Source organism: Amycolatopsis sp. NPDC051716 (assembly GCF_040681595.1).
In the GTDB taxonomy this organism is placed as follows: Bacteria; Actinomycetota; Actinomycetes; order Mycobacteriales; family Pseudonocardiaceae; genus Amycolatopsis.
On record NZ_JBFAZA010000023.1, the window covers coordinates 1 to 24,071 of the forward strand.

Genomic DNA, 24,071 nt, shown 5'->3' on the forward strand with positions numbered 1-24,071 from the left:
AGAACCCCAAGCCGTTCGTGTGGACCAAGACCGCCGAAGAGATCATCGACTCACTCGCACGATATTGCCGACGAATTTCAGGTGCGGGTCACTAGTGTGTCTGCAGCCTTCGGTGTCACCGCGCCAGTACGGTTGTCTGCCATGACGGGACTGCCGCAGCGGCTGGTGGACGAGCTCGCGGAAATCGGGCTGGCTGATGTTGACCACGACGAGCCTGGCGAGGGACTCCGCCAGCTCGAAGTGCTTCTCGCGACGAACGCCGGCTCGTTGCCGATCGACAAGGTCGTCGCTGTCCGTGTCGCCGGTGACGGCGAGCTCGTCGAGCAGTTCCGGAAAACCGGGCAGCTGACGGACACCGTGCTGGGGGTCGCATTGGTGGACTTGCGCGCCGACGACAGGGTCACGGCGGTGTCCGAGGAGTTCTGGGAGTTGTTGGTCGCGCCACCTCCTGAGCGCGTTTCCGTCGGTCTGGTTTTCGGGTGGAGGACGACCGGATGGGAGGCTGTGTGGCTGGGCTACCGAGCAGAGAGTGAGAGCACGGCATCGGTACTGAGCGAGTTCCTCGGTATCGAGGCTGAAAAGGTCTCACCGATCGCTGCCCCCAAGTACCGGCTCGAGCTCGACGAACGCGTTCGACGCATGCTCAAGGTGTCCGTTCGGTCGCGTCCCGCCGTGATGCTCGTGGGCCCACCCGGTACTGGAAAGACGCACTTGCTCACGGAGTTGGTCGCCGCCATCAGCAAGAATCCGTCAGCTCACGGGCTGACTCGGCTTCGAAAACCGATGCTGGTCACCCCCGATGAGTCTTGGACCGTCCGGGAACTGGTCGGTGGCGACACCGTGGACGACCAGGGGCGGCTCCGCTTCAGCCCCGGGCACGTGCTGGAGGCCATCCACCGAGATCGGTGGCTGATCTTGGACGAGGCGAACCGCGCGGATCTCGATCGCATCTTCGCGGGTTTGTTCACCTGGTTGTCCGGCCAAACGGTCGAAGTGGGCCGCGCAAGCGCTGAGCCGGGAGCCAGCAAGATCATGTTGGGCTGGGCCGAGACGCCGCACAGCCAGGTCATCGGAGCGAGCCGCCTGCGGCGCGGTGGCGCGGGTGGCGGGCCGATCAGCTACCTGGCCGGCACCGACTGGCGACTTCTGGGGACGTACAACGCCGTGGACGCGCAGCGGGTCTTCCGCTTCGGGCAGGCGTTGGGGCGGCGGTTCGATCACATTCCCGTGCCGATCCCGGAAGTCGAGGCCTTCACACGGGCGCTTCAGACACGTCTGGACGAACTCGGGCCGGCACTGGACGCATCCGAAAAGGCGACGTTGGCGTCGATCCTTTCCGCAATCTACCGCTCTCACACCGAGGTGCGGAGCGAGGCGATGGGGCCGGCCGCGCTGCTGTCGATTCCATTCTACGTTGCGGCCGGGAGGCGAGACGACAGTGCGGTGCCGCTGACGCAACTCGTCGCGGAAGCCTACTTGAGCAGCATGGGTACCTGGCTGGCCGTGCTCGGCGATGACCTGGATCGATTGGGGGAAGACCTGAGTCGAACAGAGGTCCTCGGCGGGGAGTGGGGCTGGGTCAGCAGTCGGCTGCGTGAACTGCAGTGACGGCGCCAAACGTCGAAAAGCCGACTTTGTCGATCCCGTGGGAGGGCGTACGGGAACTCTTCCACAGCTGGTCGGGAAAGGGTGACCTTTTCGCCGGGTTGGCTGCCGTACTGCGGAACGACGAATTCAGCCGGTGGACGAAGCGCGAAGTAGAACGGCGTGCCCACCGGGTGCTCTTCGAGAATTGCTGCCAGAGCCTGCAGCGCATGCCCGTCCGGGTGCGTGATTGGTTGGCCATCATCCCGGTTCACTCGCGGGTGTCCCGAGTGGCGAGTCCTGCGCCGCAAGGTCGGATCGATTGGGCGGCTACCCGGCAGACCGGCTGGCCACCCCGAGAGTTCGTGGGACGTACTCGGCAGCGGACGTCCGACGAGGCGTTGCTGGGTGCGCTGCGGTGGACCGTCGAACGCATGCTCCTCGTGTACCGCGATGCGTCCTTCAGGGATTTGCGCCGGAAGAAGCCACTCGTCGACGAGCAGTTGGAAGCGCTTGACCAGCTCGTGAAGCGGCCCGAATTGCAACAGGTCGCCTCGGCTCTGCCGGACTCGGCTGTGATCAAGGATCTCCGCCGATCCGGGCCGAACTGGCGGATCGTTGCCGATCTCGCCGACCTCCTGCGTCAAGAAGAAGGTCCTGATCTGATCGCGCTGGCCAAAGCGCAGATCATGCCGGACGAAGATCTGGCGTCGGCGCTCTTCCACCTCGGCGTCTTCGGTCTCGTCCTCACCTCACTGAGAGCGGACGGCTATCGACCGGTCAGTTTGCGTCCGCTCCACGGCGGCGCCAGCGGAGCTGCCTACGAGGTGGAGTTCGCCGGGCAGACTTGGTACCTGTGGTTCGAAGCCGGGGGCCTGTGGCCGAAGTACGGCCAGGTCGAGCCGTACGTGGAGGCGACGAGCGGACTGCTGCGCCCAGGCCAGACGAAGAGCCCCGACATCATGCTCATCAACGAAGAAAGTCGCCGCGCGCTCATCATCGAATGCAAGTACAGCAGGGATCACAAGTACATCCGAAGTGGTTACAGTCAAGCACTGGCTTACCTGACCGAAGCGCGGACAAGCATGATCGACCTCGGTGTCGCGTTCGTGGTGGCCCCGAGCGAGATGGTTTCGACCCTGAGTACAGGCGACACCTTGGTGGGACCTGTCTCCTTCTGCGCTCCCGAGCAACTCAAGGGTGCGTTCATGGCCGCATTTGCCGAGCTTTGCCGATAGCTTGCGGCTGCCGTCACACTTCGGTCTTCTCCCTGACCGGCAGTTCCGGGCTCGCGCCCCACGCCAGTTCGGTGACCACCCGCACCGCGGCCGGAACCGCGGCCCCGACGGCGGGGGACAGCCCGATCCCGCCGTCGACGCACGCCGGTTCGCAGCCCAGGACCAGGACCCGGCCCGCGTCGCCGCCCAAGAGGCGGAGGAGGCGGACGACCGCGTCGCCGGGCAGGTCGTGCGCCTCGGTTGCCTCCGTCAGGGACAGCGTGCCCGGTGGCCCGCCGTGCGGGGTCGCGTCGAGCAGGATCGTCGTGTCGTAGCCGCCGGTCAGGTCGTACGCCAGGTGGACCGTGGCGATGTCGTAGTCGGCGATCTGCACCCACGGGGGCAAGCCCGCCCGGTCCAGTTCCCTGAGCACTTCGACACCGAAGCCGTCGTCGTGCAGGAAGACGTTGCCGATACTCGCGACCAGGACACGTGGCCTCATTGCGCGACCTCCAGGGGTGCGCTCTCAGGCTAGAACTGTGAAATGGATCACACAATAGTTGTGACCCTCACAAGACGGTCAGTGCTGGTGCTCCCGCTCGTCCTGCACGGTCTCCGCGCGGGCCAGCCACAGCTCGGCCTCGTGGGCGGCACCGCGCGCCCGCAGCATGCGCGCCAGGCTCAACATGCCCTGGACGTCGCCCGTCTCGGCGGCCCGGCGGAACCACTGCTCGGCCGTCGCCAGGTCGTCGCGGTGCTCGGCGAGGTGGCCGAGGTTGGTGAGCGCCGGGATGCTGCCGTGCTCGGCGGCCTTGCGGTACCAAGCAGCGGCCTCTCCCTCGTCGCCACGGTTGCGGGCCAGCACGCCCAGGTTGGTCATCGCCGCCGGGTCGCCGCGCTCGGCGGCGTCGAGGTACCACGTCTCGGCCTCTTCGACGTCGCCGCGGCGGTGCAGCAGCAGCCCCAGCCGGGTGATCGCCTCGACGTGGCCGCCGCTCGCGCCCCGGCGGTACCACGATTCGGCGTCGCCCGGCCGGCCGAGCCGTTCGGCCTGCCTGCCGAGCTGGCAGGTGGCCGCGAGGTCGCCGGCCTGCACGGCGGAGCGCCACCAGCGGGCCGCCTCGGCGGCCTGGCCGCGGTCGCGCAGCACGACGCCCAGGTCGATCATCGCGCCGGTGAAGCCCGCTTCGGCGGCCTGGCGCAGCCACGCCTCGGCCTCGTCGCCCTTCCCGTCTTCCCGCAGCAGACGTCCGAGCGCGGCCATCGACGGCAGGTCGCCGGTCCGGGCCGCCTCGCCGTACCAGTGCCGGGCGTCGTCGCGCTTGCCGCGCCGCTCGCAGGACTTGGCGAGGTGCTGCATCCCGTGCGGCTCGCCGGCCAGGGCGGCCTCGTGGTACCAGCGCTCGGCCTCCTCCGGCGCGCCGCGCTCGGCGAGGAGGTGGGCCAGCGCCGTCATCGAAACGCGGTCGCCGCCCATGGCGGCCTTGCGGTACCACGACTCGGCCTCGGGCAGCTCTCCGCGCTCGCGCATCGCCGCACCCATCCGGGCCATGGCGACGACGTTGCCGCCTTCCGCGGCTTTGCGCTGGAAAAACTCGTCGAACTTCTTGAGCCGGCCGGGCATCGGCTGCTCCCTCCGGATGGGTCCTGCTCCGGTAGTCGCAGAAGATCGGCTCCGTGTGACAGCTCCGCCGTGGGTGGGCGACGTCACATTCGCGCCAGGTCATCGTGTCGGCGCGGTTGTCCCGCGTCGGCAGAGGTGACACTACGCCGCGCGACCGTGCAGGTGAGAGGGGAAAATCGTGGCAGCCCGAAGCTTTCGGCTGAGCGTGACGCAGCGAACCCTGCTGGTAGTCGCGATCTTGGCCGTCGCGCTCTTCGGGTACTGGGCGACGAGAGGTGCGGGCGCGGCGCCGCCGACGTCGGGTGCGCCGGTACCGGTGAGCGCGGCCGACGCGCAGAAGCAGCTCGACGAGCTCGCCATCGCCGCGCGGACGTCCATGGACGGCTATTCGCGCGAGAAGTTCCCCCATTGGGACAGCCAGGGTTCCGGCTGCGACACCCGCGAAGTCGTCCTCAAGCGCGACGGCAAGGACGTCCAGACCGACAAGGACTGCAGGCCGACGTCCGGGACGTGGACCAGCGTCTACGACGAGGAGACCTGGACGAAGGCCACCGACGTCGACATCGACCACATGGTCCCGCTCGGCCAGGCCTGGGCGAGCGGCGCGAAGTCGTGGACGACCGAGAAGCGCGAGCAGTTCGCCAACGACCTCACCCGGCCGCAGCTGTTCGCCGTCACCGACAACCTCAACCAGCAGAAGAGCGACAAGGCGCCCGACCAGTGGAAGCCGCCGCTGGTGGCGTTCTGGTGCACCTACGCGACCGACTGGATCGTCGTGAAGCACTACTACGGGCTCACCGTCACGCAGGGCGAGAAAACCGCCTTGACCGACATGTTGCGTCGCTGCTGAGCTGGGCGTGTGACGACTTTCGCGCTGATCCACGGAGGCGGCGGCAGCGGCTGGGACTTCCACCTGCTCGTGCCGGAGCTGGCTGCCCGCGGGCACGACGCGGTCGCCCCGGACCTGCCGATCACCGACTCCTCGGCCGGGCTGGCCGAGTTCACCGAGACGGTGCTGGACGCGCTGGGCGACCGCACGGACGTCGCCGTCGTCGGCCATTCGTACGGCGGGTTCACCGCGCCGCTGGTCGCGGCGAAGCTCCGGGCGCGGCTGCTGGTGTACCTGGCCGGGATGATCCCGGCGCCGGGGGAGCCGCCGGGCCGGTGGTGGGGCAACACGGGCTTCGCGTCGCCGAAGGGCCTGACCGAGACCGAGCAGTTCTTCAACGGCGTCCCGGCGGCGCTCGCCGAGGCGTGCCAGGCGCACGGGCGCGAGCAGGTGAGCAAGGAGTGGGACGAGCCGTGGCCCCTGCCGGCCCACCCGGACGTCCCGACCAAGGTGCTCCTCGCCCGCGACGACCGGTTCTTCGTCCCGGACTTCCAGCGGCGGGTCGCGCGGGAGCGCCTCGGGCTCGAGCCGGACGAGCTCGACGGCCCGCACTGCGTGCCGCTCAGCCACCCGGGCGCGCTGGCCGACCGGCTGGTGAGCTACCTCTGACTGGGCCGTTGGGCGGTTAAAGGTCTAGACCTATTGACTGTGTGGTCCAGGCCACTTACGGTCTTGACCAGCGGCGAACCCGCTCGCGTCACCTCCACCCGGTCCCCACCACGGAGGTTCCCCGTCATGCGTTTCGCCCACGTCCTCGCGCTGACGGCCATCGCCGCCGGCAGTCTCCTCACCGCTCCTGCGGCCTCGGCCGCGACGCTGCCCGCGTGCCGGCACTTCTACACCGGCCCGATCCCCGACCGCCCGGTCACCGGCGGGCACGGCCCCGGCACCCTCGTCGGCGCCGTGGACGTCGGCAGCCGCCTGCCCGCGCCCGGCTCGGTCAGCGGGGGACTGGGCACCGACGGCAAGGTCGCCTTCACCTTCGCCCGGGTCCCCGGCGCGAAGGCCTACCGGGCTTTCCGCAACGGTCAAGCCCTGCAGTGGATCAGCGACTGGGGGCAGCCGACGCTCACCGTCACCGACGCGAGCCCGTGCCAGAACGCGAACTATCAGCTCTACGCGATGACGGCGGAGGACAACTCCCCGGGCTCGCTCGGGCAGATCTCGACGGCCTACCGCCTCGACGGCGCGAACCGGCTCGCGGCCTACCGAATCCCGGCGGGCACCACGCTGAACTACCGCGTCACGGCGTACAACGACGTCGCCCAGACCGCGCTCGGCTACCAGGCCGGGCCGGGCTTCTGCGCCGTCGACGCCCGGCTCGTCCCGTGGGGCACGCGGTTCTCCGTGCCGGGCTACGGCGAGTGCTACGCGGCCGACATCGGCAGCTGGATCTCCGGCGACATCGTCGATGTCTGGCTGCCCGGCTCCCAGGCCGACGCCTGGGGCATCCAGCGGCTCACCCTCACCGTGCGGTAGACCACCTGGCCGCCGAAAGGCCGTGACGGCCTCCTTGCCGACGTCCCCCAACTGCCCCGGCAAGGAGGCCTTCGCGGGTCACCAGCGGTCGAGGTGCAGGACCTCCTCGAGCGGCTGCCGCGCGGCCGGCTTGAACGTGTCGCCCGTGTAGAACGCCGTCGGGATCAGGGCCGCCTGGTGGACGTTCTTCGGCAGGCCCAGCACCTCCGCCGCCTCCTGCTCGTACTTCAGGTGCAGCGTCGTCCACGCCGTGCCCAGCGTCACCGAGCGGGCCGCCAGCATGTAGCTCCACACCGCCGGCAGCAGCGACGCCCACAGCCCCGCCTGGTTCCCGGCCGGCAGCTCGGAGGACGGCGTCTCCAGGCAGGGGACCACCAGCACCGGGACGTCACCCATCCGGTCGGCCAGGTACGCGACGCTGTCGCCGACGCGCTGCTGGACCGGGGCCCGGCCCGGGTCGTCGGCGAACAGCTTGCCCGCGGCGTTCGGGGACGCCAGGTACTCCTCGCACGCCCGGCGGTAGATCTCGCCGAGCGCGGCCCGCTGGTCCGCGTCGGTGACGAGCAGCCACTGCCACCGCTGGGTGTTCGAACCGCTCGGCGCCTGGAGCGCGACCTGAACACAGTGCTTGACCAGGTCGAGCGGTACCGGGCGCTCGAGGTCGAGGCGCTTGCGGACGGTCCTCGTGGTGGTCAGGAGCTCTTCGGGCGTCATCATCGGCCCATCATGCCGGGCTCACCAGCGGTCGTGCACCAGCGGCCGGATGAGCTCGTCGTAGGTTTCGCGGACGGCGGCGGCCGCCTCGGCCGGCAGCGGCGGGAGCGCGGCCGCCGCGGTGTTCGCCGCCGCCTGCCCGGCGTTGCGGGCGCCCGGGATCACCGTGCTGACGCCCGGCTGGTCGATGATCCAGCGCAGCGCGAACTGGGCGAGCGTCTGACCGGACGGCACGAGCCCGCGCAGCCGCTCGACGGCCTCCAGCCCGACCTCGTACGGCACGCCGGAGAACGTCTCGCCGACGTCGAACGCGTCGCCGTGGCGGTTGTAGTTGCGGTGGTCGTTCTCGGCGAACGTCGTCTGCGCGGTGTAGCGCCCGGACAGCAGGCCGGAGGCCAGCGGCACCCGCGCGATGATCCCGGCGCCCGCCTCCGCCGCCGCGGGCAGCACGCGCTCGAGCGGCTTGAGCCGCAGGCAGTTGAGGATGATCTGCACCGAGGCGACGTTCGGCCGCGCCAACGCCGTCAGGGCCTCTTCGCAGGTCTCGACGCTCACGCCGTACGCCTTGATGCGGCCTTCGCCGACCATCGCGTCGAGGGCGTCGTACACCGCGTCGGAGGAGTACACCGGCGTCGGCGGGCAGTGCAGCTGGACCAGGTCGAGCGTGTCGACGCCGAGGTTGCGGCGCGACCGGTCGTTCCACTCGCGGAAGTTCGCGGCGACGTAGTTCTCCGGCACCTGCTCGACCCGGCGGCCCATCTTGGTCGCCACGAAGACGTCCCCGCGCTCGGCGAGGAACCGGCCGACCAGCCGCTCGCTGCGGCCGTCGCCGTAGACGTCGGCGGTGTCGAAGAAGGTGACACCGTTGTCGGCCGCCGCGTGCAGCACGGCCAGCGCGTCGTTCTCGTCGACCTCGCCCCAGTCCGCCCCGAGCTGCCAGCAGCCGAGCCCGACGACGGACACCTCGCGGCCCAGGCGGGCGATCTTCCGGTTCTCCATGTCGCGATCCAAGCACACGACCGGCGCCTATGATCGGCCGTCATGGCGATGACTTCGGGTCCGGAGGGGCTGGGGACCCGGATGCGGCACGTCCTCGAGATCCTCGACGGCGACGTCGCGCGCTTCCTCGCCGACCTCGGCCTCGACGACTACCGGCCGCGCTACTCGCCGGTGGTGCGGGCGCTGCTCGCGCGGGGCCCGCTGGCCATCCGCGAACTCGCCGGAGAGATGCGCGTGACGCACTCGGCGGCCAGCCAGACCGTCGCGCAGATGCACCGGGCCGGGTTCGTGAGCCTCGAGCCGGGCGCCGACGCGCGGCAGCGGATCGTGTCGCTCACCGCGCGGACGCGCGAGCTGCTGCCGCTGATCGAGGCGGAGTGGACGGCGACGACCGAAGCGATGGAGGCCCTGGAAGGCGAGCTGCCGTACTCGCTGCGCGCCCTGCTGGACGCCATCGTCGAAGCCCTGGAGCGCAAGCCGTTCCGGCAGCGGATCGGTGAGACCGGCGCCGCGCGGGAACTGTGCTGAGCAAGAGCGTGCTGAGCAAGAGCGGTTGATCGAACGGGCGGCGGTCAGGTGTCCGGTAGCTGGAAGACCGCCCAGACGTACTTGCCGCCGGGGCAGCGTTCGAAGCCCCAGTCCAGCGACAGCGCCTGCACCAGGACGAGCCCGCGGCTGCGCGCCTCGGCCGGGGACGGCGCCCGCAGCGCGGGCAGCATCCGGCCGGTGTCGTGCACCCGCAGCGTCAGCCGCCCGTCGGCGCACTCCAACTCGAGCCGCTGGGGCCGTTCGCCGTGCTCGAAGGCGTTGGTGACCAGCTCCGAGGTGGCCAGCAGGATGTCTTCGACCTGCCGTTCGCCCACGCCGAGCCGGAGCAGCGCCGCCCGGACCTCGTGCCGGGCCAGCGCCGGCGCCGTCACGTCGGCGGGGAGGAGCACCCTCAGCGGGGCGACGGCCGTGTCCGTGCACGGCGGCGTCTTCGACCTCGTCATCCGGTCCCCCTCCCAGTGAGTTCGGTACCGCCCGGCAAGTACCCAAGCGGATCAGCGGCTAATCAGGTGCCGTCGGCCAGCTCGGATTCGTCCAAGCCGGACCGCAGCTTCTTCAGCGTCGCGGCCAGCAGCCGCGACACCTGCATCTGGGACACCCCGACGCGGCGGGCGATGTCCGACTGGCTCATCCCCGAGCCGAACCGCAGCGCCACGATCTTGCGCTCCCGCTCCGGCAGGCTCTCCAGCATCGGGCGCAGCGCCTCGCGCAGCTCGGCTTGGCCCAGCTCGGCGTCCGGCGCCCCGAACCGCGTGTGCGCCGCGTTCTCCAGCAGGTGGTCCAGCGAGGCGCCGTAGCGGCCTTGGCCGGCGCGGAGTCCCTCGTAGACGTCCTCGACGGGCACCCCGACCCGCGCCGCGATCTCACTCGGCTTCGGGGCGCGCGAAAGCTGCACGGTGAGCTCTTCGCGCGCGGCGGAGATGTTCGCGTTCAGCTCCTTGAGCCGCCGCGGCACCCGCACCGACCAGCTGTTGTCCCGGAAGTGGTGGCGCAGCTCGCCGGAGATGGTGGGCACCGCGAACGCCAGGAAGTCCGTTCCGTGCGAGGGGTCGAACCGGTCGACGGCGTGGATGAGCCCGACCGTGGCGATCTGGACCAGGTCCTCCATCGCCTCGTCGCGGTTGCGGAACTTCCGGGCCAGGTTCCGCGCCAGCTCCAGGTGCGTGCGCACGAGGGTGTCGCGGATGCGTTCGCGCTCCGGCGAGTCCGCCGGCAGGGCGGCGAGTCGGGTGAACAGCGCGCCGACGTCGAGGTCGTCCCCGCTGCTCCCGGCGGGATCGCTCACGAGTCCGCCGCCTGGCTCTCCCGGACGAGGTCCACCCGCGACAGGTAACGGCCGTTCTCCGGGGTGATCGTGCGCTCGGCCGTCGTCGCGAGGGCGGTCAGCAGCTGCCACGACAGGCCGGCGTCGTCCTCGTGGTCGGCGCTGTCGGCCAGCACCGACACGGAGACCTCGATGCGCGGCCCGTTCCAGGAGAAGACGCAGGTCAACCTGCCGTCCGAGCTGGCGGGGAGCAGCAGCGAGCAAGCTTCGTCCACGGCCATCCGGAGGTCTTCGACGGCGTCGAGGTCGAAGTCCTGGCGCATCGCGATGTCGGCCACGATGGTCCGCAGCGTGGGCACGACGTGCGGTATCGCGGCTGTCCGCACCTCGATCACCTGCGCGCCTTCCGGGACGAGCGGGGCGTTGTCCTCCACGTTTGTTCCTTTCTCCGCACTCGCGCTGCCGGGGATCGGCGGTGTCTGCCACGCCCGGTCAGCGAGATGCCCGTGGTGTGAGCAAACCAAACCCGCGTTTGATCCGCTCCACCGGCGGGCATGTAGCGCTCGACACGGGAGATCCTGGGAAAGGCGGGGACGACATGGCTGACGTGAGCCGGCTGCCCAACGTGGTTGCCGAAGAGTGGGAATGGCAGCTGCACGGCTCGTGCCGGGGTGCGGACAGCAGTCTCTTCTTCCACACGGACAACGAGCGGGGTTCGGCGCGGGAACGGCGGGAAGCGCGGGCCAAGGCCATCTGCCAGGCCTGCCCGGTGCTGGCCCAGTGCCGCAAGCACGCGATGACCGTACAGGAGCCCTACGGCATCTGGGGCGGCCTCGGTGAGATCGAGCGGCGGCAGCTCTTCCTGCGCCAGCGCAGGGCGGCGCGGAAGACCATGAGTGCGCACTGAGCAGAGCGCTGAGCAGGCAGGATTTGATCCCCGGTGAGCAGTACACGCGAAAGGGCGGCGGCCGTGGCGGGCGCGGTCGCTTCCTGGGTTAGGGTTGGCCCCGGAGTTGCCTTGACCGTGCCGGGCGAGAGCTTTGGAAAGGCACGGTGACACGGTTGCCGCTTGAGACAGCAGGCGCGTACCCGGCGCAGGAGCAGCGCCTGACGAGGAGAAACTGCATGCCCGCAGCCGACCAGAACGCCACCCCGCCCGGGTTCGGCATCACGCTGGACACCGACGCGACGGAACCCCGGGTGGTGGTCACCGGCGAGCTCGACCTGCTGACCAGTCCGCAGCTGCAGGAGGCCCTGGCGGGGCTGATCGCGGACAAGCGCGCGCAGCGGGTCGTGGCCGATCTGACCGGGGTGACCTTCTTCGATTCCTCCGCGCTGAACGTGGTGCTCCGCGCACAACGCCAGGCCGGCGAGCAGGACGTCGAACTCGCGGTCGTCCCCAGCCCCGCGGTGAGCCGCGTGATCGAGCTCACCGGCGTGGCCGAACACCTGAGCGTGTCGGAGGATCCCCAAGCCTGACCGCCCGCTACGGTTCCGCGGACCGATTTCGTTCGCGGACCTGGGGGCGGCACGATGATGGGGCGGACGCATGCCCTGACCGGCTGGTGCGCGGGCTTGGCCCTGGCGCCCGCGGTGGGGGCGGGTTCGGTGCACCAGGCGGTCGTCTTCGCGGCGACCACGGCGGGCTTCGCCCTGCTGCCGGACCTCGACCACCCCGGAGCGAGCGCGTCCCGCCTCCTCGGCTGGCTGACCGGCGCGTTGTCCTGGCTGCTGCGCCGTGTCTCGGCCGGGTTCTACGCCCTGACGAAGGGCCCGCGGGACGAGAAGGTCTCCGGCAAGCACCGCCACCTGTCCCACACGGTCCTGTTCGCCGCCGGCCTGGGCCTGCTGACGTCGTGGGGTACCACCGAAGGCGGCCCCTGGGCCGTGGTGGGCGTCGTCGTCTTCGGGCTGATGCTCGCCGAAGGCGCCCTGGGCGACTGGCTCCTCCCGGTGAGCGGAGCCGCGGTGGCGTGGTGGTTCTTCACGGCGCCACCCGATCGTGCGGGCGAACTGGCGTCCATTTCGGGCTGGCTCGGGATCGCGGTCGCGGCCGGCTGCCTGACCCACTGCCTGGGTGACGCGCTGACGGAGGCCGGGTGCCCGTTCCTGTTCCCGATCCCGATCGCCGGCGAGACGTGGTACGAGATCCGGCCGCCGCGGGTGTTGCGCTTCCGGACCGGCAAAAAGGTCGAGAAGCGGCTGATCTTCCCGGTGTTCGCGCTGCTCGGGGTGCTGCTGGTCCCGGGGGTGTGGGAGCACGCGGTGAGCACCTTCGAGCGGCTGTTCATCCCGCCGTCGAGCCAGCAGGCGACCACGCCTTGATCCGTTCGGCGGCCGCGGCGGTGTCGGTGTAGTCGCGCGAGTGGGTGATCAGGCCGTCCCGGATGGTCAGGACCAGGACGTAGGAGGCGGCGAACGTCGTCCCGCGGACTTCCTGGTGCAGGTCGAACTCCGCCACCAGCACCGCGGGGTCGGCCGTCTCGTGGACCACGACGTTGTCGGCCTTGGTGATCCGCCGTGACCCGGCGGCCACGCGGAAGCGGCGGCGGAGCTCTTCGCGGCCCTTCGTGACGCGGGCCATGCCCGGGAGCGTGAACGGCATTTCGAGGACGACGTCCTCGGCGTAGAGATCGGCGAGGTCGTCCCAGCGGTTCTCGACCGAGGCGGCGAGGAACCGGTCGAACACCGAACGCGTGAACTTCGAAGCCGCCGAAGTGTTGGGGTAGTCGCGGTAGGAGGTGATCTCACCGTCGACGACGGTGATGAGCCCCACCGACGACGGGAACTCGATTCCCGGACCGGAGACCACCAGCTCCACCACGAAGCCCGAGTCCGCCGGGGTCGTCGTGACCTGCGCCTTCGTCAGCCCTGCCGCCCGCGCCCGGGCACCTCCGGCCATCAGCGTCGCCACCACCGCGTCGCGGCCTTCGATCCGCTGCCCCAGGAACGGCATCTCGTACACCGCGTCGGCGGCGAAGAGCGAAGCGAACGGCGTGGCGTCCAAGGTGGACAACCCCGAACGAACCAAGGCGGCGATTTCGGACACGGTGCGCGACATCGGAATTCTCCTGGAAGACTGGACGTTGAATCGGAACGGTGGGCCCGCTTAGGACGATACGGAGCACTCGCTCCGGTTGTCAACGAGGAGACGTGATGGAGAAGATGCGCGCCGACGCGCGGCGCAACCGCGCCAAGGTGCTGGCCGCCGCCGAGGAGGCCTTCGCGCTCGACGGCCTCGCCGTGCCGCTCGACGACATCGCGCGGCTCGCCGGGGTCGGTGCCGGCACTGTCTACCGCCACTTCCCCAGCAAGGAAGCCCTGTTCCAGGCCGTCGTCCTCGAACGGATCCAGCAGTTCGCCGAGGAAGCCCGCGCGCTCGCCACCGCCGAGGACCCCGGCGAGGTCTTCGTCGACTACTTCGTCCGCGTCATCAAGCAGGCGTCCCTCAACCGGGCCATCTGCGACGCCCTCGCCGAGTCCGGCGGGCACGCCTTCAAGGCCGGCGCGGGCGACGAGTTCCGCGCCGCGCTGGCCGAACTGCTCGCCCGCGCACAGGCCGCCGGCGCCGTCCGCCCCGACATCGACGGCGACGACCTGCGCGCGCTCATCGTCGGCTGCCTCGCCGTCGAGCGGTACGCGCCGGGGAGTGCGCACCTGGTTCGCGTGGTCATCGACGGTCTGCGGGCGTCAGATCACGCAGCTTCCGCAGCGGCGACCACACCATGATCGCCGCCGAGGCCAGCACGCCGGCCGCCGCGATGTGCAGCGTCGTCCGCATCCCGGCCGTGCCGGCCAGTGCGCCGCCGAGCAGGCTGCCGAGCGGCACGACGCCGAACACCAGCGTCTGCGAGATGGCGTTGACCCGGCCCAGCAGCTCCGGCGGCGTGACGGCTTGCTGGAAGCTCACGCCGAAGACGCTCAGCACGATCACGCTGTAGCTGGTGAAGAACCCGGCGGCGACGTAGCAGGCGAGCGCCCAGCCGCGTCCGGTGAACGGATAGAGCTGGTACGCCAGGCCGAACAGCACCGCCGCACCCCACAGAGCCCGCGCCTGGCCGATCCGGTCCCCGAGCCACCGCGCGGTCAGCCCGGCGGTGAGGGCGCCGGTCAGCGACGCCGTGCCGAGCACCCCGATCACCCACGGCGAAAGCCCCACGTCTCGCGCGAGGAACACGACCACGATCGCCAGGTGGGCCGACTGGAAGAAGCTCGACACGGCGCCGTGCGCGCTGATCGCCAGCAGGACGCGGTCGCCGCGAACGAGCCGCAGCCCTTCGCCGATCTCGCGCAGCAACTGCCGTTCCCGCGGTTCGGGCCGCGCGTCCGGCGTCTCGATCCGGCGCAGCCAGAGGGCCGACCACAGGTAGCTGACGGCGTCGGCCGCCAGCGCCGCCGCGGTACCGAGCGCTTGGACGAGCAGCCCGGCGAGGCCGGGACCGGCGACCGCCGCCAGCGACCGGTTCGTCTGCAGCCGGGTGTTGGCTTCCGGCAGCTGCTCGCGCCGGACCAGCTGCGGGACGTAGGTCTGGTGGGCGACGTCGAAGAAGACGCCGAGCAGGCCGACGGCGAGGACCACGGCGAGCAGCTGGGCCATGCCGAGCACGCCGAACAGGGCGGCCACCGGGATCGACGCGATCAGCACGGCCCGCCCGGCGTCCGCGGCGATGAGCACCGGGCGGTGGCGGATCCGATCGCACCAGACGCCGACCTGCAGGCCGAGCACCAGGTACGGCAGCGTGGCCGCGGTCCGCAGCAGCGAGACCTCGAAGACCGGCGCACCGAGCGCGGTGACCGCGAGCAACGGCACGGCCAGGACGTCGATCCGGCTGCCGAGCTGGCTGACGAGGTCGGCGAGCCAGAGGCGCCGGAAGTCCCGGTTCCCCAGTACTCTCATCGTTCCAAGCTGGCACGTGCGCGTGTTCGGCGCAAGAAAGTTGAGTCTTCCACGCTCCAGGTGCACATCGGGTAACACGACGTAAGATCAACGCGAGTTAGTCCTTGTACCTGCGCTGCGCGTGGCGAGGGGGTGCCGGATGACCAGCCGACCTACCTGGGGCTCCGCCGCGGTCACCGGCCTCGCGGGCTTCGCCACCGGATTGCTGGTGGCCGCCACGCTCGTCGCCGGGCGGCCCGCCCCGCGCACCGCCGAGACCCCCGATCCGCCGCCGACCCGGACCGTGTCCGCGGTGCCCGTCACGGTCACCGAGTCCGCGCCGCCCACCACCGTCACCTCGGTCGAGACGCCGCCGGCCACGACCACCACCAGCGTCGTCGAGGTCACCGTGCCGCCGGCGACCTCGGCCACCTCCGTCGCGCCGACCTCGACTTCGTCCCCGTTGCCGCTGACGTCCATCTGGCGCGACTGACGGTGCAACCCGGCGGCCGCCGGTGCCCGTCTGGTCGGCATGCGTTACGTACTGGGGTTCGCGATGCTCGCCGCCGCGGCGGCCGGTTGTACCGGGCCGGAGGTCGCCTGCACGGCGATCGGTGTCCCCGTCGGCATCAGCCTGTCGATCCCGTCGCCGAACGGCATCTCGAAAGCGACGCTCGAAGCCTGCTGGCGTGGCCAGTGCGTCACGCCCGAAGTCGGCCTCTACCCCGAGACGTCGGCCGGGGCGACGACCTGCACGGGCACCGGCCCGGACGGCTCGTGCGGCACGTCGATGATCCCCACCGGCGGCCTCCACGGCTTCGCGGCCATCCCCGGCCTGCCCGCCGAGCCGGTGCGGGTCACCGTCCGGTTCGACGACGGGAAACCGCACACCGCCGAGGTGACGCCGTCCTTCGCCGAGCCGAACGGCCCGGCCTGCGGGAAGGCCGGGCCGCAGGCGCAGCTCGTGGCCGGTGCCGACCACGAGCTGCGGGTGCGTTAGCCGACGTCCCGGCGTTTCCAGCCGGCCAGGCCGGCCACCGACGCGACGACGGCCACCGCCAGCAGCCACGCGAGCGGTGTCGCGGTGAACGCCTGGCCGGGGATCTTCGGCGGGTGCTGGAACGGCGAGACGTCCAGCACCGCCTGCGGCAGGTCGAGGACCGGGCCGAACAGGCTGAGCAGCAGCGCCAGCGCACCGACGGCCCACGCCGCGGCCGAAAAGCCCGGCAGCAGCCCGAAGATCGCCACCGCGAGCGCGACGACCACCCAGACCGCGGGCAGCTGGACCAGCATCCCGGCGAGGGTGTCCGCGAGCGAGCCGCCGACGTCGCCGGTGCGCAGGCCGTTGGCCAGGCCCATGAACACCCCGCCGGACAGCAGCAGCGCCGCCGTGCCGAAGAAGGCGAACACCAGGTGGCTGCCCGCCCAGCGCAGCCGGCCGACGCTGGTGGCCAGCACCGGCTCGAGCCGGATCGCGGTCTCCTCGCCGCGCATCCGCAGCACGGCCTGGACGCCGTACAGCGACGCGACCATGGCGAACATCCCGGCCATCGCGGCGAGGAAGGCCTGCGTCAGCGCCTGGCTGCCGCCCAGCCGCGCCATGATCTGCTGCGCCTGCGGGCTCGAGCCGACCAGGCCGCCGATGCCGCTGGCGATCGAGCCGAACACCGCGCCGACCACGGCGGTGCCGATCATCCAGCCGAGCAACGGACCCCGGTGCAGCCGCCAGGCGAGCGCGAACGGCGACCGCAGGCTCGCCGCGGCGCGAGCCGGCCCTGGACGCGGCGGCAGGAACCCGACGCCGACGTCGCGGCGAGGCAGCAGCCAGTACCCGGTCCCGCCGACGACGAGCGCGAACACCACCGGCAGCAGGAGCACCCACCAGCGCTCCCCGGCGAACGCCCGGACCTGCTGCACCCAGCCGATCGGCGACAGCCAGGACAGCCAGCGAGCGTCCACAGTGGAGTCGCCGGCGCCACGCAGCAGGAAGGCGGCGCCGACCACGGCGGTCCCGATGCCGTTGGCGGTCCGGGAGTACTCGGCCAGCTGGACGGCGACCGCCGCGACCGCGGTGAACACCAGTCCCACCAGCGCTTCGGAGGCGCCGAAGGCCAGCGAGCCGGCCGCGGGCAGGCCGGCACCGATCATCGTCACCGCCTGGATCAGCCCGGTCAGCACGCTCGCGCCGCCGGCCACCAGCAGCGCCGCCGTCAGCGCCGCGTACCGGCCGACCACCGCGGACGCGAGCAGCTCCGCGCGGCCCGTGTCCTCCTCGGCGCGGGTGTGCCGGGTGACCGTGAAGACCACCATCAACCCGGTGAGCAGCGCGAGGAAACCGCACATGCGCCAGGCGATGAACCCGCCGGCCGTGGTGAGGTCGAATGGCGGGCCGTAGAGCAGCGCGTAGGACGGGTTGGCGTTCGCGCCCGCCTGCAGGGAGAGCCGGTCGGCGGCGGTCGGGTAGAACTGCGTGAACGTCTTGACCGTGCTCGCCGGGACGACGCTGAGCAGCACGATCCAGATCGGCAGGATGACACGGTCGCGGCGCAGCGCGAGCCGGGCGAGGTGCCCGGTGCCGGCCAGTTCGTGGGCGGGCGCCTCGGCTTCGGTGCGGGAGAGCGTCGCGGTCATTTCGCGCTCGCTTCGGTGGTGTAGTGGCGCAGGAACAGCTCCTCCAGCGTGGGCGGCTGGCTGACCAGGCTCCGCACGCCGACCTCGGTGAGCTGCCGCAGCGCTTCGTCGAGCGAGCGCGTCTCGACGTCGAAGCGGACGCGGTTGCCGTCCACCTTGAGGTCGTGGATGTTGGCCAGCCGGGTGAGTCCGTTCGGCGGCCCGGCGAGCTCGGCGGTGATCGACGTCCGGGTCAGGTGCCGCAGCTCGGCCAGTGTGCCGGACTCGACCGTGCGGCCGTTGCGGATGATGCTGACCTTGTCGCACAGCGCCTCGACCTCGGCGAGGATGTGGCTGGAGAGCAGCACGGTCCGGCCCTGCTCGCGCTCCTCCTGGATGGCGTACTGGAACGTCGCTTCCATCAGCGGGTCGAGGCCGGACGTCGGTTCGTCGAGGATCAGCAGGTCCACGCGGGAGGCGAGGGCGGCGACGATGGCGACCTTCTGCCGGTTGCCCTTCGAGTACGTCCGCCCCTTCTTCTTCGGGTCGAGGTCGAAGCGCTCGATGAGCTCGGCCCGGCGCTTCTCGTCCAGGCCGCCGCGCAGGCGCCCGAGCAGGTCGATCACCTCGCCGCCGGAGAGATTGGGCCAGAGGTTGACGTCGCCGGGCACGTAGGCCAGGCGGCGGTGCAGGCTCGCCGCGTCCTTCCAGGGGTCGCCGCCGAGCAGCCGGACGTCCCCCGAGTCCGCGTGGAGCAGGCCGAGCAGGACCCGGACGGTGGTCGACTTCCCGGCGCCGTTCGGGCCGAGGAAGCCGTGCACCTCCCCAGCGGGTACCTGCAGGTCAAGGCCGTCGAGGGCCTTGGTCCGGCCGAACGACTTGTGCAGGCCGGTGACCGAAATGGCGTTTTCCATGGTTCGGAAGCTACACTCGCTTCACGAAGTTGTGAAGTTAAGAAAATGTCTAGATCGAGTGATCACGGGGGACGGGTACGGGAGGATGGGCCGATGACGACGCCTGACACGAAGCGAGATGAAGACGCCGTCCGCCGGTACGTCGAGAGCCTCGGGCTCGTGCTTTCGCAGATCGGGATGCAGCGCATGCCCGCGCGGGTGTTCGCCGCGCTGATGACCACCGACGAAGGCCGCTTGACCGCCGCCGACCTCGCCTCGCAGCTGCAGGTCAGCCCGGCCGCCGTCTCCGGCGCGGTGCGCTACCTCGAGCAGATCGGCCTGGTCGCCAAGGAACGTGAGCCCGGCGAGCGCCGCGACCACTACCGCCTCTACGACGACCTCTGGTACGCCACGTTCATGAAGCGCGACCGCATGATCATCATGTGGCGCGACGCGGCCGAGAACGGTATCGACGCCCTGGGTGAGGACACCCCTTCGGGCAAGCGGCTGGCCGAGATGCGGGACTTCCTGTCGTTCATGCTGGACGAGCTCAACAACATGTACGAGCGCTGGCACCAGCTCCGCGAGCAGAAGAACGCCTAGAGGCCGGCGAGCAGGACGTCCGCGAGCTGCTCGGCGTGATCGACCGGCTCGATCTCTTCGAAGGTGGCCAGGAAAGCCTGCTGGAAGCACGCGCCGAGGAGCAGGGCCGCGGCCGCCTCGACGTCCGTGGCCGCCTTGATCCGGCCCAGAGCCCGCTCGGCGCGCAGGTAGTCCGCGACCCCCCGCACGGGCAAGTGGGGACCGTGCCCGCGCAGCCGCTCCCGGTGGGAGCGCAGCAGTTCCCGTGACGAGAACATCGAGACGGCGATCGGGAAGCTGTCGACGTAGAACGCCAGGCCGAGCCGGGCCACGCGGACGAGGTTGTCCCGCAGCGGCGCCTGGCCGGGGTCCGCGGTCAGTTCGGCCAAGGTGGCGCCCAGCGCGGGCAGTTCTTCGGCCAGCACGCTGCGGAACAGGTCGGTCTTGTCGCGGAAGTGCTTGTAGAGCATCGCTTCCGAGTAGCCCGCGGTCCGCGCGATGACCTTGGTCGTCGCGTGGGCGTAGCCCTGCTCGCGCATCACCTTCGCGGCCGCGGCGACTATCTCTTCGCGGCTTCCCATGGCTGCTCCCTGAGTGCGTTCTCAGCGTGGTTAGTGAACACTCACCCTACCTGGTGAGTGTTCACTAACCGAGGAGGAGACCGCATGAAGATCACCGTTCTGGGGGCGACCGGCGGCGTCGGCGGGGAGGTCGTCAAGCAGGCCCTGGACCGCGGCTGGGACGTCACGGCCGTGGTCCGCGACCCGGCCAAGCTGCAGCTGCCCGCCCGGGTCGTGGTCGCGGGGTTCCCGGACCACGACAAGCTGGCGGCCGCCGTCGAAGGCCGGGACGCGGTGATTTCGGCGGTCGGTTCCCGCGACCGCGGGCCGACCACGGTCTGCGTGGACGGTGCCCGCGCGGCGATCGGGGCCGGGGCGAAGCGCCTGCTGGTCGTCAGCGCCAGCGGCATGCACACCGAGGGAGACGGCTTCTTCACGCGCTCACTCGTGAAACCGCTGCTCAACACCTTCCTCAAGCACGGCTGGGCGGACATGCTCGCGATGGAGGCCGTGGTCGAAGCCAGCGACCTGGACTGGACGATCGTCCGGCCGCCGATGCTGCTCGACGGGCCGCGCACGGGCAAGGTCGCGAGCCGGCTCGACGGCAACGTCCGCACGTTCACCATCCGGCGCGCCGACGTCGCCGCGTACCTGCTCGACGCCGTGGCGGACCCCACCCTGATCAGGCAGAAGGTTTCGATCGCCCACGGATAACGTCGAACCCATGGTGCTCCTCGCTCAGGCTCTGTACGTCAAGCGCAAGACTCCGCGGCTCCCGGGCGCGGCCGGTCCCACCGAAGGGCTCGTCCCGGGCCACGGCGAGCCCTTCCGGCTGGCCGTGCTCGGGGAATCCACGGTGGACGGGGTCGGCGCGGCGGACCACGAGGAAGCGCTCACCGGCTGCCTCGCCCGCGAGCTGGCCCGCGACGGCCGGGCGGTGCGCTGGCAGGCGGTCGGCCGGACCGGCGCCAACGCCCGGGTGGTCCGCGCCGAGCTCCTCCCGCTGGTCCGCCCGGCCGATCTGGTCGTGATCGCCCTCGGCGTCAACGACACCATCGAGCTCCGGACGGCCGCGGGCTACCGCCGTGACCTCCTGCGCCTGGTCCTCGACCTGCGCCGGCGGCTCGGCCCGGTCGACGTCCTGCTGGCCGGGGTGCCGCCGATGGCCCGCTTCCCGGCCCTGCCGCGCCCGCTGCGTGACGTCCTTTCGGCCCGCTCGACCATTCTCGACCAGGCGGCCGCGACGCTCGAGAGGATCCCCGGCGTCCGGCACCTCCCGATGGATCCCGCCCTGCTCGACCCGGCCGCCTTCGCGAGCGACCGGTTCCACCCGGGGCCCGCCGGCTACGCCCGCTGGGCCGGGACGCTGGCACACGCCGTGATCAGTTAGCCGCCCTGCGTCGATTCTCAAAAAAATTCGCCGGATCCGGTATCTGGCGGGGCCCCCACTGCGTCCTGTGGAGCAGCCAAGCACGGAGGAACACGACAGGGGGTGTCGCGTTCGGAGTGAACGCGGTGGCCGGGAGCCGAGGGGGCTGCCGGACACCGTCGGCCGGGTGCCCTTCGGGGGAGGGGACATCCGGCGGGGCCCGTTGGGGAGCGGGCCCTTGAGGGAGGGGAGTGCCGGCCGGTGCGTGCCACGCGTGCCGGCCGGTACCTCCCGCAACCGTCCTTGACCGGTAGTGCACGACCGACGAAGTAAGTGACCTTGATGCATCCGAGATCCACCTGCACGCTCCTTCCCCCCGAAGGACCCGCGATACTGCCATTGCCGACTCGAAGACTCTTCCGAAGAGGGGCAGATACGGTGACCGACGTGCAAACCACAGAGGTAGACCCGCCTTGGGAGGGCCTGACCGGCGCCGAACTGCACGCCGCGTGCATGCAGGCCGCCAGAGACGGTGACCGCCGGGCGATGGCCCGCCTCGTCGAAGAGCTGACCCCGCTCGTCTGGCACGTCGCCCGGGCCAACGGGCTCGACCGCGCGGTCGCCGAAGACGTCGTCCAGACCGTCTGGCTGGCGCTGTTCAGCCAGCTCGGCAAGCTCCGCGACCCCAAGGCCCTCGCCGCCTGGCTGATCACCACCGCCCGCCGCGAGGCCACCCACCCGTTCGGCCGTCGCATGCAGCCGGTGCCGCTGAGCGACGAGGTCGCCGAGGCCATGCCGAGCACCCAACCGGCACCCGAAGACGAAGCCATCCGCGCCGACCGCGACCGCCGGGTCTGGCGCGCCTTCGTCCGGCTGCCCCACCGCTGTCAGGAACTGCTCCGGCTGACCGTGCTCGCGGGTCGGGCGGAGTACCAGCTCGTCGCCGAGGCGCTGCGCATGCCGCGCGGCAGTGTCGGCCCGACCAGGGGTCGCTGCCTCGACCAGATGCGCGATCTCCTCGCCAGTGAAGGGGGAAGCCGATGAACGACCTCGGGACGCCGGGGGGCCAAGCCTCCTTCGGTGACGACGTACTGCTGGCCGACATCGGCCGTTTTCTCGACGAACTGGACCCGCCACCGGGTGACCTGGTGCAGCGGGTCCAATTCGCGCTCGCCCTCGAGGACCTCGACGTCGAGGTCGCCCGCTGGGAGCGGCTGGACAACCTCGCCGGGGTCCGCGGTGGCGGCACCGGCACGATCACGTTCACGGTCAGCGATCTGACGGTGATGATCAACCTGACCAAGATGGGCAAGCTGCACCGCATCGACGGCTGGCTGGTCCCGGCCGGACAGTACGGCGTCGAGGTCCGGGTCGCCGAGCACGGCACGTCGTCGACGACGGCCGACGAAGGCGGCCGGTTCGTGCTGGACAACGTGCCGTGCGGGACGACGCAGATCCTCGTGCACCTCGGTGACGTGTCGTGCCGCCGGACCGTCGTGACGCCGACGGTCGTGCTTTAACCCAGGAAGTCGGCCAGGGGGACGGGCGTGAGCCCGTCCTTCCTGGCCCGCTCCACGAACGCCGTGTAGTCCTCTTTGAAGGTCTTCCGGAAGTGCATCAGCACGATGTCACCCGCTTTGAGCTTGTCGCCTGACTGGAACTGGACGACGCCGTCGTTGACCGCGGCCGTCCACAGCACCGACGCGCGCATCCCGCAGGCGGCCGCCGCGCGCAGGGTGTTCTGGTCGTAGTTGCCGAACGGCGGCCGGAACAGCGACGGGCGCACGCCGAGGTCGCGCTGGAAGTCGTCGGCGTCGTCGCAGATCTCCTTGCGCTGGAACTCGTACGGCTTGCCCTTGAGGTTCGGGTGGTCGACCGTGTGGTCGCCGAGCGTGGCGCCGGTGGCGTCGAGGATCTGCTTGAAGTAGGCCTCGTGGCCCTTCACGTACTTCTGGTTCAGAAACAGCACCGGGTGGGTCCCGTTCTGCTGCATCAGCTTCAGCGCGTCGGGGTCCTGCACCGCGCCGTCGTCCATCGTGAGGAAGACGTACGGCTTGTCGGTGGTGATCCGGCGGATCAGCGGGACCTGGCCGTTTTCGACCGGGGGCGCCTTTTGCTGGACCGTGCCGAACGGGTAGGGACCGGACGTCTTCACGTCGGGGTTCAGGCCTTGGGGTGCGGGGTTCGGCTGGCTCGTGCCGGACTCCGGCTGATCCGGCTCGTGGCCCGAACACCCGGTCAAGGCCAGTGCCGCCGCGGCGACCACGGCTGTCAAGCGCTTCCGCACGCCTTCCCCCTTTCGTGTACTACCCGAAAGAGTGACGCGGGAGGGTGGAGAAACGTTGCGCCGGGTGATCTTGTGTGGTCCGGGCCACCCAGCTCAGCGCCCGGTTTCGGCCGCCTTGACCAGCTTGGCCGAGAAGAGCCGGATCACGATCCGGAGCGTGGCCGCGAGCACGGGCCCGGTGCCCTTGACCGGCTCGGTGAACGAGCCGGTCCACCGCAGGTGCGTGCCGCCGCCGCCGGTCGGCGTGAACAGCACTTCGGCGCGGTAGTCCTTGATCGGCTTGCCGCCGGCGAAGGCGTAGACGTGCTTGCGGCCGGGCTCGTACTCGAGGGTCTCCTCGCGGATCAGCACCGGCCACAGCCCGACCTCGCGGACGGCGCCGACGCCGTCGGGTTCGGTGGTGCCGCGCCGCGCCCAGCGGGCCTGGACGATCAGTGGCCTTCCCCACTCCGCCCAGCGCGGGCCGTCCGCTTCGAGCGCGAACAGCGCCTCCGGCGGCGCGGTGCTCGTGCGGTTGACCTCGTACGAGTACTTGCGAGCCACCGGAACCTCCCACGTTGTTGACAGGTTGATAA

The 24,071-nt window shown here is 70.8% G+C and carries 31 protein-coding genes; 17 read left to right on the top strand and 14 right to left on the bottom strand.

Annotated elements, in window-relative coordinates; genetic code table 11:
- Positions 1-141: 141 nt before the first annotated feature.
- Positions 142-1,608, top strand: coding sequence for an AAA family ATPase (locus AB0M30_RS28880; RefSeq protein WP_364589747.1), 1,467 nt, complete (start codon positions 142-144; stop codon positions 1,606-1,608).
- Positions 1,605-2,822 carry a hypothetical protein gene (locus AB0M30_RS28885; RefSeq protein ID WP_364589750.1) on the top strand — a complete coding sequence of 406 codons (1,218 nt, stop codon included), beginning with the start codon at positions 1,605-1,607 and terminating at the stop codon, positions 2,820-2,822. Before AB0M30_RS28880 ends, AB0M30_RS28885 begins: the two co-directional genes overlap by 4 nt.
- Positions 2,823-2,835: 13 nt before the next feature.
- Here AB0M30_RS28885 and AB0M30_RS28890 read toward each other — a convergent pair whose 3' ends face one another.
- Together AB0M30_RS28890 and AB0M30_RS28895 are read right to left on the bottom strand one after the other, a co-directional pair.
- On the bottom strand, positions 2,836-3,303 hold the full coding sequence (locus AB0M30_RS28890) for a hydrogenase maturation protease (protein WP_364589753.1): 468 nt from the start codon (positions 3,301-3,303) through the stop codon (positions 2,836-2,838).
- 78 nt (positions 3,304-3,381) lie between these two features.
- Positions 3,382-4,425, bottom strand: coding sequence for a tetratricopeptide repeat protein (locus AB0M30_RS28895; protein WP_364589756.1), 1,044 nt, complete (start codon positions 4,423-4,425; stop codon positions 3,382-3,384).
- Positions 4,426-4,603: 178 nt separating this feature from the next.
- Between AB0M30_RS28895 and AB0M30_RS28900 the strand changes: the two genes are divergently transcribed.
- From AB0M30_RS28900 to AB0M30_RS28910, 3 genes are all read left to right on the top strand, one after another.
- Complete coding sequence (locus tag AB0M30_RS28900) at positions 4,604-5,275, top strand: HNH endonuclease family protein (protein ID WP_360166297.1); 672 nt, start codon at positions 4,604-4,606, stop codon at positions 5,273-5,275.
- 9 nt (positions 5,276-5,284) lie between these two features.
- Entirely contained in the window at positions 5,285-5,923 is a 639-nt protein-coding gene (locus tag AB0M30_RS28905; RefSeq protein WP_364589759.1) for an alpha/beta fold hydrolase, read from the top strand.
- 126 nt (positions 5,924-6,049) lie between these two features.
- Positions 6,050-6,793, top strand: a complete 744-nt coding sequence (locus AB0M30_RS28910; RefSeq protein ID WP_364589762.1) for a 3D domain-containing protein — start codon at positions 6,050-6,052, stop codon at positions 6,791-6,793.
- A 78-nt stretch (positions 6,794-6,871) separates the two neighbouring features.
- Here the strand turns inward: AB0M30_RS28910 and AB0M30_RS28915 are convergent, their stop codons facing one another.
- Positions 6,872-7,510, bottom strand: coding sequence for a nitroreductase family protein (locus tag AB0M30_RS28915; protein ID WP_103341704.1), 639 nt, complete (start codon positions 7,508-7,510; stop codon positions 6,872-6,874).
- A gap of 18 nt (positions 7,511-7,528) precedes the next feature.
- Positions 7,529-8,506, bottom strand: coding sequence for an aldo/keto reductase (locus tag AB0M30_RS28920; protein ID WP_364589765.1), 978 nt, complete (start codon positions 8,504-8,506; stop codon positions 7,529-7,531).
- 42 nt (positions 8,507-8,548) lie between these two features.
- Here AB0M30_RS28920 and AB0M30_RS28925 point away from each other — a divergent pair, with 42 nt between their 5' ends.
- Positions 8,549-9,034 (top strand): MarR family transcriptional regulator, encoded by a 486-nt coding sequence (locus AB0M30_RS28925; protein WP_364589768.1) that lies wholly within the window; start codon positions 8,549-8,551, stop codon positions 9,032-9,034.
- Positions 9,035-9,078: 44 nt separating this feature from the next.
- On the opposite strand, the gene AB0M30_RS28930 is transcribed toward AB0M30_RS28925, so the two are convergent.
- From AB0M30_RS28930 to AB0M30_RS28940, 3 genes are all read right to left on the bottom strand, one after another.
- Positions 9,079-9,498 carry an ATP-binding protein gene (locus AB0M30_RS28930; RefSeq protein WP_364589771.1) on the bottom strand — a complete coding sequence of 140 codons (420 nt, stop codon included), beginning with the start codon at positions 9,496-9,498 and terminating at the stop codon, positions 9,079-9,081.
- 62 nt (positions 9,499-9,560) lie between these two features.
- Positions 9,561-10,340 carry a SigB/SigF/SigG family RNA polymerase sigma factor gene (locus AB0M30_RS28935; protein ID WP_364589774.1) on the bottom strand — a complete coding sequence of 260 codons (780 nt, stop codon included), beginning with the start codon at positions 10,338-10,340 and terminating at the stop codon, positions 9,561-9,563.
- Complete coding sequence (locus tag AB0M30_RS28940; RefSeq protein ID WP_013222240.1) at positions 10,337-10,753, bottom strand: anti-sigma factor; 417 nt, start codon at positions 10,751-10,753, stop codon at positions 10,337-10,339. The genes AB0M30_RS28935 and AB0M30_RS28940 overlap by 4 nt, the downstream gene beginning before the upstream one ends.
- A 164-nt stretch (positions 10,754-10,917) precedes the next feature.
- Here AB0M30_RS28940 and AB0M30_RS28945 point away from each other — a divergent pair, with 164 nt between their 5' ends.
- The 3 genes from AB0M30_RS28945 to AB0M30_RS28955 all read left to right on the top strand — a co-directional run bounded on the left by AB0M30_RS28945 (position 10,918) and on the right by AB0M30_RS28955 (position 12,644).
- Positions 10,918-11,226: a WhiB family transcriptional regulator gene (locus AB0M30_RS28945; RefSeq protein ID WP_103341709.1), complete on the top strand. Its 309-nt coding sequence runs from the start codon at positions 10,918-10,920 to the stop codon at positions 11,224-11,226.
- Positions 11,227-11,444: 218 nt separating this feature from the next.
- The gene (locus tag AB0M30_RS28950) at positions 11,445-11,798 is read left to right on the top strand and encodes an STAS domain-containing protein (RefSeq protein WP_003078104.1); all 354 of its coding nucleotides are present in this window, start codon (positions 11,445-11,447) and stop codon (positions 11,796-11,798) included.
- Positions 11,799-11,855: 57 nt separating this feature from the next.
- Positions 11,856-12,644: a metal-dependent hydrolase gene (locus AB0M30_RS28955; protein ID WP_364590110.1), complete on the top strand. Its 789-nt coding sequence runs from the start codon at positions 11,856-11,858 to the stop codon at positions 12,642-12,644.
- Here AB0M30_RS28955 and AB0M30_RS28960 read toward each other — a convergent pair.
- A complete protein-coding gene (locus AB0M30_RS28960; protein ID WP_364589778.1) occupies positions 12,607-13,380 on the bottom strand; it encodes a nuclear transport factor 2 family protein in 774 nt (257 codons plus the stop codon). The genes AB0M30_RS28955 and AB0M30_RS28960 overlap by 38 nt on opposite strands.
- A 95-nt stretch (positions 13,381-13,475) precedes the next feature.
- On the opposite strand from AB0M30_RS28960, the gene AB0M30_RS28965 reads away from it, so the two are divergent.
- Positions 13,476-14,048: a TetR/AcrR family transcriptional regulator gene (locus tag AB0M30_RS28965; protein ID WP_364589781.1), complete on the top strand. Its 573-nt coding sequence runs from the start codon at positions 13,476-13,478 to the stop codon at positions 14,046-14,048.
- Here AB0M30_RS28965 and AB0M30_RS28970 read toward each other — a convergent pair.
- Positions 13,990-15,216, bottom strand: a complete 1,227-nt coding sequence (locus tag AB0M30_RS28970) for an MFS transporter (RefSeq protein WP_364589784.1) — start codon at positions 15,214-15,216, stop codon at positions 13,990-13,992. The two genes, AB0M30_RS28965 and AB0M30_RS28970, sit on opposite strands and share 59 nt — an antisense overlap.
- A gap of 139 nt (positions 15,217-15,355) precedes the next feature.
- On the opposite strand from AB0M30_RS28970, the gene AB0M30_RS28975 reads away from it, so the two are divergent.
- Together AB0M30_RS28975 and AB0M30_RS28980 are read left to right on the top strand one after the other, a co-directional pair.
- Positions 15,356-15,688: a hypothetical protein gene (locus AB0M30_RS28975; RefSeq protein ID WP_364589787.1), complete on the top strand. Its 333-nt coding sequence runs from the start codon at positions 15,356-15,358 to the stop codon at positions 15,686-15,688.
- Positions 15,689-15,727: 39 nt separating this feature from the next.
- Entirely contained in the window at positions 15,728-16,195 is a 468-nt protein-coding gene (locus tag AB0M30_RS28980; RefSeq protein ID WP_364589790.1) for a hypothetical protein, read from the top strand.
- On the opposite strand, the gene AB0M30_RS28985 is transcribed toward AB0M30_RS28980, so the two are convergent.
- Both AB0M30_RS28985 and AB0M30_RS28990 read right to left on the bottom strand, forming a co-directional pair.
- Positions 16,192-17,826, bottom strand: a complete 1,635-nt coding sequence (locus AB0M30_RS28985; RefSeq protein ID WP_364589793.1) for an ABC transporter permease — start codon at positions 17,824-17,826, stop codon at positions 16,192-16,194. The genes AB0M30_RS28980 and AB0M30_RS28985 overlap by 4 nt on opposite strands.
- Positions 17,823-18,719 carry an ABC transporter ATP-binding protein gene (locus AB0M30_RS28990; protein WP_364589796.1) on the bottom strand — a complete coding sequence of 299 codons (897 nt, stop codon included), beginning with the start codon at positions 18,717-18,719 and terminating at the stop codon, positions 17,823-17,825. Before AB0M30_RS28990 ends, AB0M30_RS28985 begins: the two co-directional genes overlap by 4 nt.
- A 93-nt stretch (positions 18,720-18,812) precedes the next feature.
- On the opposite strand from AB0M30_RS28990, the gene AB0M30_RS28995 reads away from it, so the two are divergent.
- The gene (locus AB0M30_RS28995) at positions 18,813-19,301 is read left to right on the top strand and encodes a MarR family transcriptional regulator (protein WP_364589798.1); all 489 of its coding nucleotides are present in this window, start codon (positions 18,813-18,815) and stop codon (positions 19,299-19,301) included.
- Here the strand turns inward: AB0M30_RS28995 and AB0M30_RS29000 are convergent.
- Positions 19,298-19,861 (bottom strand): helix-turn-helix domain-containing protein, encoded by a 564-nt coding sequence (locus AB0M30_RS29000; RefSeq protein WP_364589801.1) that lies wholly within the window; start codon positions 19,859-19,861, stop codon positions 19,298-19,300. The two genes, AB0M30_RS28995 and AB0M30_RS29000, sit on opposite strands and share 4 nt — an antisense overlap.
- A gap of 84 nt (positions 19,862-19,945) precedes the next feature.
- Here AB0M30_RS29000 and AB0M30_RS29005 point away from each other — a divergent pair, with 84 nt between their 5' ends.
- The 4 genes from AB0M30_RS29005 (at position 19,946) to AB0M30_RS29020 (ending at position 22,729) form a co-directional block, all read left to right on the top strand.
- Entirely contained in the window at positions 19,946-20,554 is a 609-nt protein-coding gene (locus tag AB0M30_RS29005; RefSeq protein ID WP_364589803.1) for an NAD(P)-binding oxidoreductase, read from the top strand.
- A gap of 10 nt (positions 20,555-20,564) precedes the next feature.
- Complete coding sequence (locus AB0M30_RS29010) at positions 20,565-21,230, top strand: SGNH/GDSL hydrolase family protein (RefSeq protein ID WP_364589806.1); 666 nt, start codon at positions 20,565-20,567, stop codon at positions 21,228-21,230.
- A gap of 417 nt (positions 21,231-21,647) precedes the next feature.
- The gene (locus tag AB0M30_RS29015; RefSeq protein ID WP_364589809.1) at positions 21,648-22,253 is read left to right on the top strand and encodes a sigma-70 family RNA polymerase sigma factor; all 606 of its coding nucleotides are present in this window, start codon (positions 21,648-21,650) and stop codon (positions 22,251-22,253) included.
- Positions 22,250-22,729, top strand: coding sequence for a carboxypeptidase regulatory-like domain-containing protein (locus AB0M30_RS29020; RefSeq protein ID WP_364589812.1), 480 nt, complete (start codon positions 22,250-22,252; stop codon positions 22,727-22,729). The genes AB0M30_RS29015 and AB0M30_RS29020 overlap by 4 nt, the downstream gene beginning before the upstream one ends.
- On the opposite strand, the gene AB0M30_RS29025 is transcribed toward AB0M30_RS29020, so the two are convergent.
- Both AB0M30_RS29025 and AB0M30_RS29030 read right to left on the bottom strand, forming a co-directional pair.
- A complete protein-coding gene (locus tag AB0M30_RS29025) occupies positions 22,726-23,475 on the bottom strand; it encodes a polysaccharide deacetylase family protein (protein ID WP_364590113.1) in 750 nt (249 codons plus the stop codon). The genes AB0M30_RS29020 and AB0M30_RS29025 overlap by 4 nt on opposite strands.
- 114 nt (positions 23,476-23,589) lie before the next feature.
- Positions 23,590-24,039 carry an SRPBCC family protein gene (locus AB0M30_RS29030; RefSeq protein WP_364589815.1) on the bottom strand — a complete coding sequence of 150 codons (450 nt, stop codon included), beginning with the start codon at positions 24,037-24,039 and terminating at the stop codon, positions 23,590-23,592.
- Positions 24,040-24,071 lie beyond the last annotated feature (32 nt).